This window comes from Pseudomonas sp. yb_9, from assembly GCF_043103635.1.
Taxonomy (GTDB): domain Bacteria; phylum Pseudomonadota; class Gammaproteobacteria; order Pseudomonadales; family Pseudomonadaceae; genus Aquipseudomonas; species Aquipseudomonas monteilii.
Genome location: NZ_JBICKA010000026.1, coordinates 14063 through 28062, shown reverse-complemented (window position 1 = coordinate 28062; position 14000 = coordinate 14063). Strand labels below are relative to the sequence as shown.

12 protein-coding genes are annotated in these 14000 nt (G+C 61.9%); 7 read left to right on the top strand and 5 right to left on the bottom strand.

Translation table 11 applies throughout. The annotated features are described in order from the left end of the window. Window positions 1-82: 82 nt before the first annotated feature. Window positions 83-1612, bottom strand: coding sequence for a PLP-dependent aminotransferase family protein (locus tag ACF8MI_RS06540; protein WP_104833730.1), 1530 nt, complete (start codon window positions 1610-1612; stop codon window positions 83-85). Between the two features lie 91 nt (window positions 1613-1703). Here ACF8MI_RS06540 and ACF8MI_RS06535 point away from each other — a divergent pair, with 91 nt between their 5' ends. The 3 genes from ACF8MI_RS06535 to ACF8MI_RS06525 are packed head-to-tail and all read left to right on the top strand — an operon-like array spanning window position 1704 to window position 3471. After that, window positions 1704-2333 (top strand): FMN-binding negative transcriptional regulator, encoded by a 630-nt coding sequence (locus tag ACF8MI_RS06535; RefSeq protein WP_060499699.1) that lies wholly within the window; start codon window positions 1704-1706, stop codon window positions 2331-2333. Between the two features lie 12 nt (window positions 2334-2345). After that, on the top strand, window positions 2346-2792 hold the full coding sequence (locus tag ACF8MI_RS06530; protein ID WP_104833729.1) for a GNAT family N-acetyltransferase: 447 nt from the start codon (window positions 2346-2348) through the stop codon (window positions 2790-2792). 7 nt (window positions 2793-2799) lie between these two features. Then, the gene (locus ACF8MI_RS06525) at window positions 2800-3471 is read left to right on the top strand and encodes a GNAT family N-acetyltransferase (protein WP_060499701.1); all 672 of its coding nucleotides are present in this window, start codon (window positions 2800-2802) and stop codon (window positions 3469-3471) included. Between the two features lie 122 nt (window positions 3472-3593). Here ACF8MI_RS06525 and oadA read toward each other — a convergent pair whose 3' ends face one another. Together oadA and ACF8MI_RS06515 are read right to left on the bottom strand one after the other, a co-directional pair. Beyond that, complete coding sequence (oadA, locus tag ACF8MI_RS06520) at window positions 3594-5402, bottom strand: sodium-extruding oxaloacetate decarboxylase subunit alpha (RefSeq protein ID WP_392517438.1); 1809 nt, start codon at window positions 5400-5402, stop codon at window positions 3594-3596. Between the two features lie 11 nt (window positions 5403-5413). Then, on the bottom strand, window positions 5414-6829 hold the full coding sequence (locus ACF8MI_RS06515; RefSeq protein WP_016712746.1) for an acetyl-CoA carboxylase biotin carboxylase subunit: 1416 nt from the start codon (window positions 6827-6829) through the stop codon (window positions 5414-5416). A 189-nt stretch (window positions 6830-7018) separates the two neighbouring features. Between ACF8MI_RS06515 and ACF8MI_RS06510 the strand changes: the two genes are divergently transcribed. After that, the gene (locus ACF8MI_RS06510; protein WP_060499703.1) at window positions 7019-7981 is read left to right on the top strand and encodes a LysR family transcriptional regulator; all 963 of its coding nucleotides are present in this window, start codon (window positions 7019-7021) and stop codon (window positions 7979-7981) included. Here the strand turns inward: ACF8MI_RS06510 and ACF8MI_RS06505 are convergent. Then, on the bottom strand, window positions 7923-8141 hold the full coding sequence (locus ACF8MI_RS06505) for a PA3496 family putative envelope integrity protein (protein ID WP_082426415.1): 219 nt from the start codon (window positions 8139-8141) through the stop codon (window positions 7923-7925). The genes ACF8MI_RS06510 and ACF8MI_RS06505 overlap by 59 nt on opposite strands. 193 nt (window positions 8142-8334) lie before the next feature. Further along, complete coding sequence (gene hexR, locus ACF8MI_RS06500) at window positions 8335-9201, bottom strand: transcriptional regulator HexR (RefSeq protein WP_003253273.1); 867 nt, start codon at window positions 9199-9201, stop codon at window positions 8335-8337. Window positions 9202-9304: 103 nt separating this feature from the next. On the opposite strand from hexR, the gene zwf reads away from it, so the two are divergent. The 3 genes from zwf (at window position 9305) to ACF8MI_RS06485 (ending at window position 13995) form a co-directional block, all read left to right on the top strand. Further along, entirely contained in the window at window positions 9305-10747 is a 1443-nt protein-coding gene (gene zwf / locus ACF8MI_RS06495; RefSeq protein WP_060499704.1) for a glucose-6-phosphate dehydrogenase, read from the top strand. 96 nt (window positions 10748-10843) lie between these two features. Beyond that, entirely contained in the window at window positions 10844-13030 is a 2187-nt protein-coding gene (uvrD, locus tag ACF8MI_RS06490; RefSeq protein ID WP_200928911.1) for a DNA helicase II, read from the top strand. A gap of 110 nt (window positions 13031-13140) precedes the next feature. After that, the gene (locus ACF8MI_RS06485) at window positions 13141-13995 is read left to right on the top strand and encodes a Tim44 domain-containing protein (RefSeq protein WP_104833728.1); all 855 of its coding nucleotides are present in this window, start codon (window positions 13141-13143) and stop codon (window positions 13993-13995) included. Window positions 13996-14000: the final 5 nt, after the last annotated feature.

Sequence of the window (14000 nt, the reverse complement as noted above, 5' to 3'; positions counted from 1 at the left end):
TGCCCGCTCCCACATTGATCGCATTACAAGCGGACTCTGTGGGAGCGGGCGTGCCCGCGAAGGGCCGCACAGCGGGCCCAATTCACTTTCTCCAGGCCTTGCGCAGTTTCATCAAGGCTTCGGCAATCGCCCCCTCCGGCACCGCCGCAAACCCCAACACCAGCCCTGCCCGATTATCCACAGGCACGTCGCTGTCCGACAGCCAGAAATTGCTCAGCGGCGTCACCTCTACCCCCACTGCTTCTGCCTTTGCCACCAGTTCCTGCTCCCGCGCAAAGTTATCCACATCCACCTTCACATGCAGCCCGGCCGCCACTTCCGGCATCTCGCCCAACCCGGGAATATCCACAGGCCAGCCAGCCGTGAGTACGTTACGTCGACTCAAAGCGGCCTTGCGCATACGGCGGATATGCCGCTGGAAATGCCCGCGTGCCATGAATTCAGCCATCACGCACTGGCTGCTGACTTCCGAATGCCGCACGGCCAACGCCTTGCCCTGACTGAATCCCTGCACCAATTGCGGCGGCAGCACCAGGTAACCCAGGCGCAACGCGGGGAACGCAATCTTGCCGAAGGTGCCGACGTACAGCACCCGACCGTGCCGGTCGAGCGCCGCCAATGGGGCCAAGGGCGCACCGCTGTAGCGGTACTCGCCGTCATAGTCGTCCTCGATGATCCAGCCATCGTTGCGTTCGGCCCACGCCAGCAACGCCAGGCGCCGTGCCAGGCTCATGGTGACCCCGGTCGGGTATTGGTGGGCCGGCGTGACATATGCCAGCCGGCAGTTCGCCTGCTGACCCAGCAGGCGGCAGTCCATGCCCTCTTCGTCCACAGGCACGCCATACAATGAGGCGCCAGCCAGCGCAAAGGCATGCCCGGCCGCGCGGTAGCCGGGGTTTTCCACAGCCACACCATCACCCGGCTGCAACAACAGCTGTGCACAAAGGCTGATGGCTTGTTGTGCACCACTGGTGATCACAATTTGTTCAGCCATACAACTTAGCCCACGCGAACGGCGAAGGTAGGCCGCGATCAACTCGCGCAAAGCCGGCTCGCCTGCCGGGTCACCGTAACCCAGCTGCGCAGGGGATGGTTTACGCCAGAAACCGGCCTGCAGCTTGGCCCAGACGTCAAAAGGGAACAAGTCGAATGCCGGAATGCCGACCCGAAAAGCACGGGGCGCACCACTTCTTGGGGAAGGTAAGTGGTTACTTTTCAGGCGCTGTAAAGGTGCTGATAAATGCCGTTCGCTGGATAAATCCTCAGTATTTTCTGCAGAAAATGTGGATAACCCTGTTGATAAACCCCGGGATAACCCTGTGGATATTTGTGTGGATATTTTTGGCAGCTGACTTACGTAAGTACCATCTCCAACTCGGCTTTCGATGTAGCCCTCGGCATACAGTTGGTCATAGGCGCGCACCACACTGTTGCGTGAAAGTGCCAGCATGACGGCCAGGTCGCGAGTGGCGGGTAGCCGTGTACCACTGCTCAGCCGCCCATCCAGCACCCGCGCCCGCAATGCCTGGTACAGCTGCTGACTCAGCCCACGGCGTCGATCAAGGGCGATACCGGCGGGGTCGAATGGTAGTGTTAAGGGGCGCTCGCTCATGGCATTGGACCTATCAAATCAGGTGGTAATGGCTCTTACCCAGAACCAATAGCCTGCCTAGGATGGAGCCATTCGACAAGGACCACGCCCTATGTACAACAGCAAGCCGCATCAGGAAAACGACCTCGGCCGTCTGCACCAGCACATGCTCGACACCCGCCTGGCTGTCCTGGTCAGCCACGGCGATCAGGGCCTGCTGGCCACGCACCTGCCCGTGCTGGTCGATACCACCGAAGGCGAATTCGGAACTGTCTATGCGCACTTGGCCCGGGCCAACCGCCAATGGCAGGACCTGGCACAGGGTGTCGAAGCCTTACTGGTATTCCCCGGCGCCGATGCCTATGTCAGCCCTGGCTACTACCCGAGCAAGGCTGATAACCCCAAAGTCGTGCCTACCTGGAATTATCTGGCCGTCCACGCCTATGGCACAGCCGAGGTGATCCATGACGCGGAGCCGCTGCTGGCGATGGTCAGCCGCCTGACCGACCGCCATGAACAGGGCCGCAGTGAACCGTGGAAAGTCACTGACGCCCCTGCCGACTACCTCGATGGCATGCTCCGCGCCATCGTCGGCATCCGCCTGCCCGTCGCCCGTCTGCAAGGGGCACGCAAGCTCAGCCAGAACCGTTCCGATCAAGACATCGCTGGCGTGCGCGAAGGCCTGAGCGCCAGCGCCGATCAGCTGGACAACCAACTCGCGGCGCACATGCGCCAACTCTGAAGGAATAGCCCCATGCCTAGCGTTACCCTGCGCCCTGTCACTGCCCAAGATCACGCGGCCTGGCTCGCCCTGTGGCAGGCCTACCTGCACTTCTACGAAAGCGAACTGGCCGATGAAGTCAGCCTGAGCACCTGGCAACGCCTGCTCGATCCGAAGGAGCCCACTCATTCAACCCTGGCCTGGATCGATGGCAAGGCGGTAGGCATGGTCAACTTCATCTACCATCGTTCCAACTGGAGCATCGAGAATTCCTGCTACCTGCAGGACCTGTACGTGGACAGCACGCAGCGGGGCCTGGGCATCGGTCGCCAGTTGATCGAGCACGTCTACGCCACAGCCAAGGCCGACGGGTGCATCAAGGTGCACTGGTTGACCCACGAAACCAATGCCACCGCCATCAGCCTGTATCAGCAGGTTGCCGAGCGCTCGGGCTTCATCCAATTCCGCAAAGGTTTGTAGGCCGAACATGACAGACGCATTGAACTGGAAACCCGCCGCAACGCCCCAGGCCGAACCCATTGAAGGCCGCTTCATCCGCCTGGAAAAGCTCGACCCGGCGCGCCATGGCGACGATCTTTGGGACGTGCTGCAAGGCCCGGCATCCGACCCGGTGCTATGGGACTACCTGCCTTATGGGCCGTTCACCGAGCGTGCCGCCTTCGACCGCTGGCTGGAGGGCAACGCCGCAGGCCGCGATCCGCTGTTCTACACCGTCATCGACCGCCCCAGTGGCCAGGCCCAGGGCATTCTCAGCCTGATGTCCATCGTGCCCGACCACGGGCGTATCGAAATCGGGCATATCGCCTTCGGCGCCGCCATGCAGCGCACGCCCAAAGGAACCGAGGCGGTGTACCTGCTGGGCAAACTGGGCTTCGAACTGGGCAACCGCCGGCTGGAGTGGAAGTGCAACAACGCCAACGCCCGCTCCAAGCGGGCGGCGGAGCGGTTTGGCTTCACTTACGAAGGCGTGTTCCGCAAGCATCTGGTGGTCAAGGACCATAACCGCGATACAGCCTGGTATTCGATTACCGATGATGAGTGGCCGGCGGTGGCTGGCGGGTTCGAGCGGTGGCTGGGAGAGGAAAACCAGCAGCCGGGAGGCCAAGTAGAAACGCTTGAGGCATGCCGTAAAAACTGAAGAATGTGTTTGACCAGCTGGCCTTTTCGCGGGTTTACCCGCGAAGAGACCGGTAAATCCAGCACAAAAAAAGGGGAGCATCCGCTCCCCAGAGGTAAACCGCTTGTAGATGAGGGCTTAAATCAGCCCTCGATCTCGATCAGGATTTCACCCGGCGTCACACGGTCGCCCTTGGCCACATGAATGGCGACGACCTTGCCGGCGATGGCCGCCTGCACTTCGGTTTCCATCTTCATGGCTTCGGTGATCAGCACGGCCTGGCCGGCCTTGACCATATCGCCTTCCTTGACCAGCACATCGACGATGTTGCCTGGCATGGTGGTGCTGACGTGGCCTGGGTCGGTGGCTTGCTTGCGCTTGCTGCCGCCGCCGCCAACGAACTCGTTCAGTGGCTCGAATACCACTTCTTCCGGCATGCCGTCGATCGACAGGTAGAAGTGACGCTTGCCTTCGGCCTTAACGCCCACGCCGGTGATATCGACGCGGTAGGTTTCGCCGTGCACGTCGATGACGAACTCGGTCGGTACACCTTCACCGCCCGGCGCGGCCACGGCGCCGGCTTCCGGAATCGGCAGCAGGGCTTCTGGCGTCAGGGTGCCGGCTTCGCGTTCTTCGAGGAACTTGCGGCCAATGTCCGGGAACATGGCGAACGTTAGCACGTCTTCTTCACAACGAGCCAGGGCGCCGATGTCGGCACGCAGCTTGGCCATTTCCGGCTTGAGCAAGTCAGCCGGGCGTACGTCGATTACTTCTTCACTGCCGATTGCCTGGCGGCGCAGCTGCTCGTTGACCACGCCTGGGGCCTTGCCGTAACCGCCTTGCAGGTACAGCTTCACCTCGTTGGTGATGGTCTTGTAGCGCTCGCCAGCCAACACGTTGAAGAATGCCTGGGTGCCAACGATCTGCGAGGTCGGGGTTACCAGCGGCGGGAAGCCAAGGTCTTCACGTACACGCGGGATCTCGACCAGCACTTCGTTCATGCGGTTAAGCGCGCCCTGCTCTTTCAGCTGGTTGGCCAGGTTGGAGATCATGCCGCCCGGCACCTGGTTGACCTGCACGCGGGTGTCCACGGCGGTGAACTCGCTTTCGAACTGGTGGTACTTCTTGCGCACGGCGTAGAAGTACAGGCCGATTTCCTGCAGCAGCTCCAGGTCCAGGCCAGTGTCGAATTCGCTGCCTTTGAGTGCAGCAACCATCGACTCGGTACCCGGGTGGCTGGTGCCCCAGGCGAAGCTGGAGATGGCGGTGTCGATGTGGTCGGCGCCGTTTTCAACTGCCTTCAGCTGGCACATGGCGGCCAGGCCGGCGGTGTCGTGGGAGTGGATGAATACCGGCAGGGATTGCTCGGCCTTCAGCGCCCTGACCAGCTCGCCGGTAGCGAACGGCGTCAGCAGGCCGGCCATGTCCTTGATCGCGATCGAGTCGCAACCCATGGCTTCCATCTGTTTGGCCTGGGCTACAAAGGCCTCGATGGTGTGCACGGGGCTGACGGTGTAGGCGATGGTGCCCTGGGCGTGTTTGCCAGCGGCCTTGACCGCTTCAATGGCCACGCGCAGGTTACGCACGTCGTTCATGGCGTCGAAGATGCGGAACACGTCGATGCCGTTGACCGCTGCCTTGGCGACGAAGGCCTTGACCACGTCGTCGCTGTAATGGCGGTAGCCCAGCAGGTTCTGGCCGCGCAGCAGCATTTGCAGGCGGGTGTTGGGCAGCGCGGCACGCAGCTTGCGCAGGCGCTCCCACGGGTCTTCTTTCAGGAAGCGCACGCAGGCGTCGAAGGTGGCGCCACCCCAGACTTCCAACGACCAGTAGCCGACTTTGTCGAGCTTGTCGCAGATCGGCAGCATGTCTTCGGTGCGCATGCGGGTGGCCAGCAAGGACTGGTGGGCGTCGCGCAGGATCGTGTCGGTAACGTGGATTTTCTTGGACATTATGGGGTTCCTCACAGGCCTGCGTGGGCGGCGATGGCGGCGGCGATGGCCAGGGCCAGCTCTTCGGGTTTGCGCTTGATCGAGTAGTTGGTCAGTTCAGGGTGGCTTTCGACGAAGCTGGTATTGAACTGGCCGCTACGGAATTCCGGGTTGCGCAGGATTTCCTGGTAATACGCGGCAGTGGTCTTCACCCCTTGCACGCGCATGTCGTCCAGGGCCCGCAGGCCGCGGTCCATGGCTTCTTCCCAGGTCAACGCCCACACCACCAGCTTCAGGCACATGGAGTCGTAGAACGGCGGAATGGTGTAGCCGGTATAGATTGCCGTGTCGGTACGCACGCCCGGGCCGCCGGGGGCGTAGTAACGGGTGATCTTGCCGAAGCTGGGCAGGAAGTTGTTTTTCGGGTCTTCGGCGTTGATGCGGAACTGCAGCGCGTATCCGCGGTGCTGGATATCTTCCTGCTTGACCGACAGCGGCAGGCCCGAAGCAATGCGGATCTGCTCACGGACGATGTCGATACCGGTGATTTCCTCGGTGATGGTGTGTTCCACCTGCACCCGGGTGTTCATTTCCATGAAGTACACCTCGCCATCGGCGAGCAGAAACTCCACAGTACCGGCGTTCTCGTAGTTCACGGCCTTGGCCGCACGCACCGCCAGGTCGCCGATATAGGCGCGCTGCTCGGGGGTGAGCTGCGGGCTTGGGGCAATTTCGATGAGCTTCTGGTTGCGGCGCTGGATCGAGCAGTCGCGCTCGAACAGGTGCACCACGTTGCCAAAGCTGTCACCGAGGATCTGTGCCTCGATGTGCTTGGGGTTGACGATGCACTTTTCCAGGAACACTTCGGCCGAACCAAAGGCCTTGGTGGCCTCGGAAATGACCCGTGGGAAGTTCTGTTCCAGTTCTTCACGGCTGTTGCAGCGGCGGATACCACGGCCGCCACCACCGGAAGTGGCCTTGAGCATCACCGGGTAACCGATGCGGTCACCTTCGCTCAGGGCTTCATGAATATCGGCAACGTTGCCTTCGGTACCCGGGGTTACCGGCACACCGGCGGCGATCATGGTGCGGCGGGCTTCGGTCTTGTCGCCCATGCGGCGAATCACGTCGGCAGCCGGGCCGATGAACTTGATCCCGCGCTCTGCGCAGATCTCTGCCAGTTCGGCGTTTTCCGACAGGAAACCATAGCCTGGGTGCAGGGCATCGCAGCCGGTTTCCACAGCCAGGTTTACCAGCTTGCGCGGGTTCAGGTAGCCAGCCAGCGGCTCGGCACCAATGCTGTGTGCCTCATCGGCGCGCTTGACGTGCAAGGCGTGACGGTCGGCGTCGGAATAGATCGCTACCGAGCGAATGCCCATCTCGGCGCAGGCACGCACGATCCGAACTGCGATTTCACCTCGGTTGGCGATCAGGATTTTTTTTATCACTGGAGTCTTCCCAAAGCCGTAGGAACAGTCGAGCCGGTTCTACCGGTCGGCGCGTGACCAGACGTTGCTGGCCAGTCGCGTATTCACCCTAGCGCTGTAGGTCGATAAACAAAAATCAATATTTGTTAGAGGCTGTATTAGCAAAAGCTTATAGTGCGGTAACAAGGTGTTGCCGACGAGCCGATAAAAATGCGTAAGTCCTTGATGCGTATGACTTTGCGTCAATTGCAGATCTTCAACGAGGTGTGCGATTTGCGCTCGTACAGCCGTGCGGCAGAGGAGATGGCACTGACGCAACCCGCCGTTAGTCTACAGATCCGCCAGCTCGAAGAGCTGATCGGCCAGCCACTGTTCGAGTACGTCGGCAAGAAGCTGTACCTGACCGAGGCGGCCGAAGCCTTGCAACGCGCCAGCCGCGACATCTTCGGGCGGCTGGAGAGCCTGGACATGCAGCTGTCGGACATGCAGGGCTCACTGCAGGGGCAGTTGAAACTGGCGATCGAGTCCAGTGCCAAGTATTTCGTGCCACACCTGTTCGCCGCCTTCAAGCAGCGTCACCCGGAGGTCAACCTGACCCTGACGGTGGTCAACCGCGCCCAGGCCATTCGCCGCCTTTCGGATAACCGCGACGACCTGATCATCATGTCGATGGTGCCGCAGGACATGGGCCTGGAGTTTCTGCCATTCCTCAACAACCCGATCGTGGCGGTGGCACCGCCCGAGCACCCGTTGTGCAAGCTGGAGCAGTTGCGCCTGCAGGACCTGGAGCCTCATACCCTGCTGGTGCGCGAGCAAGGTTCGGGCACGCGCAAGGCATGCGAGGAGTACTTCAAGGACAAGCGCGTGCACTTCACCCAGACGCTGGAAGTGGCATCGGCCGATGCCCAACGCGAGTGCGTGATCGCCGGCCTGGGTATCGCCCTGCTGACCCGCCATGCAGTCAACCTGGAGCTGGCCACCGGTGTGCTGAAGGAGCTACCGGTGGAGGAACTGCCGCTGTACCGCAGCTGGTGCGTGGTGCAGTCCAAGGCCAAGCGGCAGTCGCCGGTGGCCTTGGCGTTTCTGGCGTTCATCCGCAGCGAACGTGCGTTGATCAGCGCGCTTGTTGAGCGTTTTTCGGGGAAGCTGCCGACGACGCCTGCCAGACCGTGAGCGCTTGCAGCTCGGGGTAGTCTGCCAGGTCGCGGAGCAATTGGCGTTGGTCGCAATAGACCTCGATCGCGCGGCGGTACTCCATGCGGCGCTGATCCTTTTCCTGCTGCTTGCGAGCCTTGGCGTTGGGTTGGTAAGTACCTTCGTGGTCACGTGCCATTGCCTGTCTCCCAGATAGGATGCGGGAGTTTTAGACTGGCCTGGAAGGTTTACAGTTTGGCTGTGGAATGGTGACAAAATCGTGAATTTTCGCTGCCAGTACCGGCCTCTTCGCGGGCAAGCCCGCTCCCACAGGATACTCACCAGCCTTAAGATCGGTGTATTACCCGCGAAAGGGCCGGGACAGGCTGAATTCAGTCGTCTGTAGCCTTGATCGACTTGGGCGACAAACGCAGGCTGCGCAAGCTGCGCTTCACACTTTTCAGGTGGTTGACCAGGCTCGGCCCGCGCGCCATCGCCACGCCCATGGCCAGCACGTCGATCACGACCAGGTGAGCGATACGCGAGGTCAGCGGCGTGTAGATTTCGGTGTCTTCATGCACGTCGATCGCCAGGTTGACCGTCGACAGCTCGGCAAGAGGTGTCTGGCTGGGGCACAGGGTAATCAGGTTGGCACCGCTCTCACGCACCAGGTTGGCGGTGATCAGCAAGTCCTTGGAGCGGCCCGACTGGGAAATGCACACCGCGACATCACCCGGCTTCAGGGTGACCGCCGACATCGCCTGCATGTGCGGGTCGGAATACGCGGCGGCGCTGAGCAACAGGCGGAAGAACTTATGCTGGGCATCGGCCGCCACCGCACCGGACGCGCCAAAGCCATAGAACTCCACACGTTGCGCCTGGGCCATGGCACTCACCGCCTGCTGCAGCGCCTGCGGGTCGAGGTGCTCACGCACCTCCATCAGGGTATGCAGTGTGGTGTCGAAGATCTTCAGGCTGTAGTCGGCAACCGAGTCGTCTTCATGGATAGCGAACTGCCCGAAACTGGCCCCCGCTGCCAGGCTCTGCGCCAGCTTCAGCTTCAAGTCCTGAAAGCCCGAGCAACCAATCGCCCGGCAGAACCGCACGATGGTCGGTTCGCTGATACCCACGCTGTGTGCCAGGTCGGCCATGGAACTGTGCATGACGGCAGCCGGGTCGAGCAGCACGTGGTCGGCCACTTTGAGTTCCGATTTGCGCAGCAGGTGGCGCGATTGGGCGATATGTTGCAACAGATTCACAGGCTGGACTCGGTTATGATCGGCTGGCCGGGTTGTAGCTTTCTTGTAGTTATACTACATGGACGCCAACCCGCCCAGTTAAACGAACGTGGAGAGTGGCGGTTTGACTATTCCTTGCGACATTCTGGTCTTCGGCGGCACCGGCGATCTGGCCCTGCACAAGTTGCTTCCGGCGCTCTACCACCTGTTTCGCGAGGCCCGTCTTGACCCTGCTGTGCGGATCATCGCGCTGGCGCGCCGCAACTTGCCACGTAACGATTATCTCAAGCTCGCCGAACGCCATTGCCGGGCACAGATCGCCCGCAACGACTTCGAAGAAGAGGTCTGGCAGCGGTTTTCCGCGCGGATCGACTATTTCGCCATGGATGCTTCGCAAAGCGCCGACTTCGGGCGCCTGGCGCGCTACCTGGGCGAACCTGGCGGCTTGACGCGCATCTTCTACCTGGCCACCGCCCCCAACCTCTTTGTGCCGATTGCCAAGCATCTGCATAACGCCGGCCTGGCCGACGCCGAGGCGCGCATCGTGCTGGAAAAGCCGATCGGCCACTCGCTGGAATCGGCTACCGCCATCAACGAAGCAATTGGCGCAGTGCTGGAGGAAACCCAGGTATTCCGCATCGACCACTACCTGGGCAAGGAAACCGTGCAGAACCTGATGGCCCTGCGCTTCGCCAATGCCCTGCTGGAGCCGGTGTGGCGCAACAATCAGGTCGACCACGTACAGATCAGCGTTTGCGAGACGCTGGGTGTAGAGAACCGCGGCGCCTACTACGACCGCGCCGGGGCCATCCGCGACATGCTGCAGAACCACCTGCTGCAGCTGCTGTGTCTGGTGGCCATGGAGCCCCCCGCCCAGTTCGAGGCCGAAGCGGTACGCGACGAAAAAGTGAAGATCCTGCGCGCCCTCAAGCCGATCACCGGCCAGGATGTGCAGGACAAGACCGTGCGCGGCCAGTATGGCGCCGGGCACATCGGCGGCCAGGAAGTGCCGGCCTACTACTTTGAAAAGGATGTCGACAACGACAGCGACACCGAAACCTTCATTGCCCTCGAAGCCCACATCGACAATTGGCGCTGGGCGGGCGTGCCTTTCTATCTGCGCACCGGCAAGCGCATGGCACGGCGCTCGTCGCAAATCGTCATTCAGTTCAAACCGGTACCCCACGAGCTGTTCAACGGCGGCCAAGTCAACCAGTTGCTGATCCAGCTGCAACCGGAGGAACGCATCAGCCTGCGCATGATGACCAAAAGCCCGGGCAAGGGCATGCGCCTGGAACCGGTCGACCTGGACCTGAACCTGGCTCAGGTATTCAGCCAGACCCGCCGCTGGGAAGCCTACGAACGCCTGCTGCTGGATGTACTGGAGGGCGACTCGACGCTGTTCATGCGCCGCGATGAAGTGGAAGCAGCCTGGGCCTGGACCGACCCGATCATCAAGGGTTGCGAAGAGCACTTTCAGGCGCCACGCCCTTACCCGGCGGGCAGTAACGGACCAGAGCAAGCCAACAGCCTGCTGGCGCGTCATGGCAGGCACTGGCATGGCTGACCCACTGTCATCAGGTCGATGAACGGCCATGCGCCAAGGTGAATATTTATACAGTGGAGGTTTGCCCCATTTCCTGCCGCGCCCTAGAATGGCCCGATGCACACAGACGACCTCTCCCTCCTGCTGAATTCCCTCAACGATGCCCAACGCCAGGCCGTAGCGGCCACGCTTGGGCGTCAACTGGTGCTTGCCGGCGCCGGTTCCGGTAAAACCCGCGTGCTGGTGCACCGCATCGCCTGGCTGATCCAGGTGGAGCAGGCATCGCCGCACTCGATCCTGTCGGTGACCTTCACCAACAAGGCTGCAGCCGAAATGCGCCAGCGGATCGAGCAACTGCTGGGGATCAACCCGGCGGGCATGTGGGTCGGCACCTTCCACGGCCTGGCCCATCGCTTGCTGCGGGCCCACTGGCAGGAAGCGCGGCTGGTGCAGAACTTCCAGATTCTCGACAGTGACGACCAGCAGCGCCTGGTCAAGCGGGTGATGCGCGAGCTGGGTCTGGACGAACAGAAATGGCCAGCACGCCAGGCACAGTGGTTCATCAACGGGCAGAAGGACGAAGGCCTGCGCCCGCAGCATATCCAGGCCGGTGGCGACCTGTTCCCGGCGACCATGCGTGAGGTCTATACCGCCTACGAGCAGGCGTGCGAGCGTGCCGGAGTCATCGACTTCTCCGAGCTGCTGCTACGCGCCCTGGACCTGTGGCGCGACCACCCGGGGCTGCTGGAGCACTACCAGCGGCGCTTCCAGCATGTGCTGGTCGACGAGTTCCAGGACACCAACGCCGTGCAGTACGCCTGGCTGCGCCTGTTGGCACGCGGGGGCGCCAGCCTGATGGCGGTGGGCGACGACGACCAGTCGATCTACGGCTGGCGCGGTGCCAAGATCGAAAACATTCACCAGTACACCGCCGACTTCCCAGACGCCGAAATGATCCGCCTGGAGCAGAACTACCGCTCCACCGGTGGCATCCTCAAGGCCGCCAACGCCCTGATCGCCAACAACAGCGGGCGCCTGGGCAAAGAGCTGTGGACCGACATGGGCGAAGGCGAACCGCTGACCCTGTACGCGGCCTACAATGAGCACGACGAAGCGCGCTACGTGGTTGAAACCATCGAGAGCCTGGTCAAGCAGGGCAATGCGCGCAACGAAATCGCCATCCTGTACCGCTCCAACGCCCAGTCGCGCGTGCTGGAAGAAGCCCTGCTGCGCGAGCGCATTCCCTACCGTATCTATGGCGGCCAGCGCTTCTTCGAACGCGCTGAAATCAAGAACGCCATGGCTTACCTACGGCTGATCGAAGGGCGCGGCAACGATGCTGCCCTGGAGCGGGTAATCAACGTGCCGCCACGCGGCATTGGCGAGAAAACCGTCGAAGCCATCCGCGAGCACGCCCGCCACAGCCAGGCATCGATGTGGGACGCCATGTGTCAGCTGCTCGCCGCCAAGGCCCTCAAAGGCCGCGCCGCCAGTGCGCTGGGGGCTTTCATCGAGCTGATCGAGGGGTTGGCCGCCAAGGTCGTGGACATGCCACTGCATACCATGACCCAGACCACCATCGAACAATCCGGGCTGATCATCTATCACCAGGAAGAAAAAGGTGAAAAGGGCCAGGCACGGGTAGAAAACCTTGAGGAACTGGTCAGCGCGGCGCGCAACTTCGAATCCACCGACGAAGACGCCGACCTTTCGCCCTTGTCGGCCTTCCTCGGCCATGCCTCGCTCGAAGCCGGCGATGCCCAGGCCGACGAGCACGAAGACAGCATCCAGCTGATGACCCTGCACAGCGCCAAGGGCCTTGAGTTCCATTACGTGTTCCTGGTGGGCATGGAAGAAGGCTTGTTCCCGCACAAGATGAGCCTGGAAGAACCCGGCCGCCTCGAAGAGGAACGCCGCCTGGCCTATGTGGGAATTACCCGCGCCATGCGCCAGTTGGTCATGACCTACGCTGAAACACGTCGTCTGTATGGCAGCGAGACCTACAACAAGGTGTCGCGTTTCGTACGTGAAATTCCGGCAGGCCTGATCCAGGAAGTGCGGCTGTCCAACAGCGTCAGCCGCCCGTTCGGTGGGGTCAAGACGGCCACCAACAGCAACCTGTTCGCCAATGCCAGCATTCCGCAGACCGCGTTCAACCTGGGCCAGCGTGTGCAACATGCGGTATTCGGGGAAGGCGTGATCCTCAACTTCGAGGGTTCCGGCGCGCAGGCGCGGGTACAGGTGAACTTTGCCGAAGGCAGCAAGTGGCTGATGCTGGGGTATGCCAAGCTCGAGGCCCTGTAGCAGCCTTGTAACATTCAGGCAAAAGCTCGAAACACTCTGTCGCTGGTCATGTGCACGGGAACCTGTGCACCATGACGCGCGTGCAATCCACAACAGGGGATATCCCACTTATGCAACGTTTTCTTAGCATCGCTCTGGCGCTCTGCGTCGGCCTGACGCTGAGCCTGGACGCCAACGCCAAGCGTTTCGGCGGCGGCAAGAGCTCGGGCTCCGCGCCTATCCACCAGACCCGTCAGGCTACGCCAACCACGCCTGCCGCCGCGCCGACCGCCGCACCTGGCCGTGCAGCCCCGGCCGCCAGCGGTGCTTCGCGCTGGTTGGGCCCACTGGCCGGCCTGGCCGCCGGCGGTCTGCTGGCGTCCATGTTCATGGGCGACGGTTTCGAAGGCTTCCAGATCATGGACTTCCTGATCGTGGCGCTTATCGCCTTCCTGGTGTTCCGTTTCATCGCCGCTCGCCGCCGCCAGCAGCAGCCGCAAATGGCCATGCCAGGCCATGCGCCAATGCAGCGTGAGGCTCACGCTCAGCCTGCCCAGCCTTCGATCTTCGGTGGTTCGGCCGCACCTGCTGCTGCTGCCCCGGTGATCAATGCCCCGGCCTGGTTCAACGAGCAAAGCTTCCTGTCTGCTGCCCGTAACCACTTCCAGTCGCTGCAGCAGCACTGGGATGCCAACGAGATGGACAAGATTGCCGAGTTCGTTACTCCGCAAATGCTCGAGTTCCTCAAGCGTGAACGTGCTGAACTGGGTGACGGCTTCCAGTCCACCTACATCGATAACCTCGAAGTGCAGCTCGACGGTGTAGACGATCGCAGCGATCGCACCGATGCCACCCTGACCTTCCGTGGCGTGTCGAAGAACTCGCGCTTCGACCAGGGCGAAGTGTTCAGCGAAAGCTGGCACATGGTTCGCGCCCAAGGTGAAAACCAGCCATGGCTGGTTGCCGGTATCCGTCAAAACGGCTAACCGCT

What these genes read in the sequence shown, in the direction of transcription:
- ACF8MI_RS06540 (WP_104833730.1), bottom strand. Translation starts at nt 1,612, where the DNA reads ATGAGCGAGCGCCCCTTAACACTACCATTCGACCCCGCCGGTATCGCC.
- ACF8MI_RS06535 (WP_060499699.1), top strand. Translation starts at nt 1,704, where the DNA reads ATGTACAACAGCAAGCCGCATCAGGAAAACGACCTCGGCCGTCTGCAC.
- ACF8MI_RS06530 (WP_104833729.1), top strand. Translation starts at nt 2,346, where the DNA reads ATGCCTAGCGTTACCCTGCGCCCTGTCACTGCCCAAGATCACGCGGCC.
- ACF8MI_RS06525 (WP_060499701.1), top strand. Translation starts at nt 2,800, where the DNA reads ATGACAGACGCATTGAACTGGAAACCCGCCGCAACGCCCCAGGCCGAA.
- oadA (WP_392517438.1), bottom strand. Translation starts at nt 5,402, where the DNA reads ATGTCCAAGAAAATCCACGTTACCGACACGATCCTGCGCGACGCCCAC.
- ACF8MI_RS06510 (WP_060499703.1), top strand. Translation starts at nt 7,019, where the DNA reads ATGCGTAAGTCCTTGATGCGTATGACTTTGCGTCAATTGCAGATCTTC.
- ACF8MI_RS06505 (WP_082426415.1), bottom strand. Translation starts at nt 8,141, where the DNA reads ATGGCACGTGACCACGAAGGTACTTACCAACCCAACGCCAAGGCTCGC.
- uvrD (WP_200928911.1), top strand. Translation starts at nt 10,844, where the DNA reads ATGCACACAGACGACCTCTCCCTCCTGCTGAATTCCCTCAACGATGCC.
- ACF8MI_RS06485 (WP_104833728.1), top strand. Translation starts at nt 13,141, where the DNA reads ATGCAACGTTTTCTTAGCATCGCTCTGGCGCTCTGCGTCGGCCTGACG.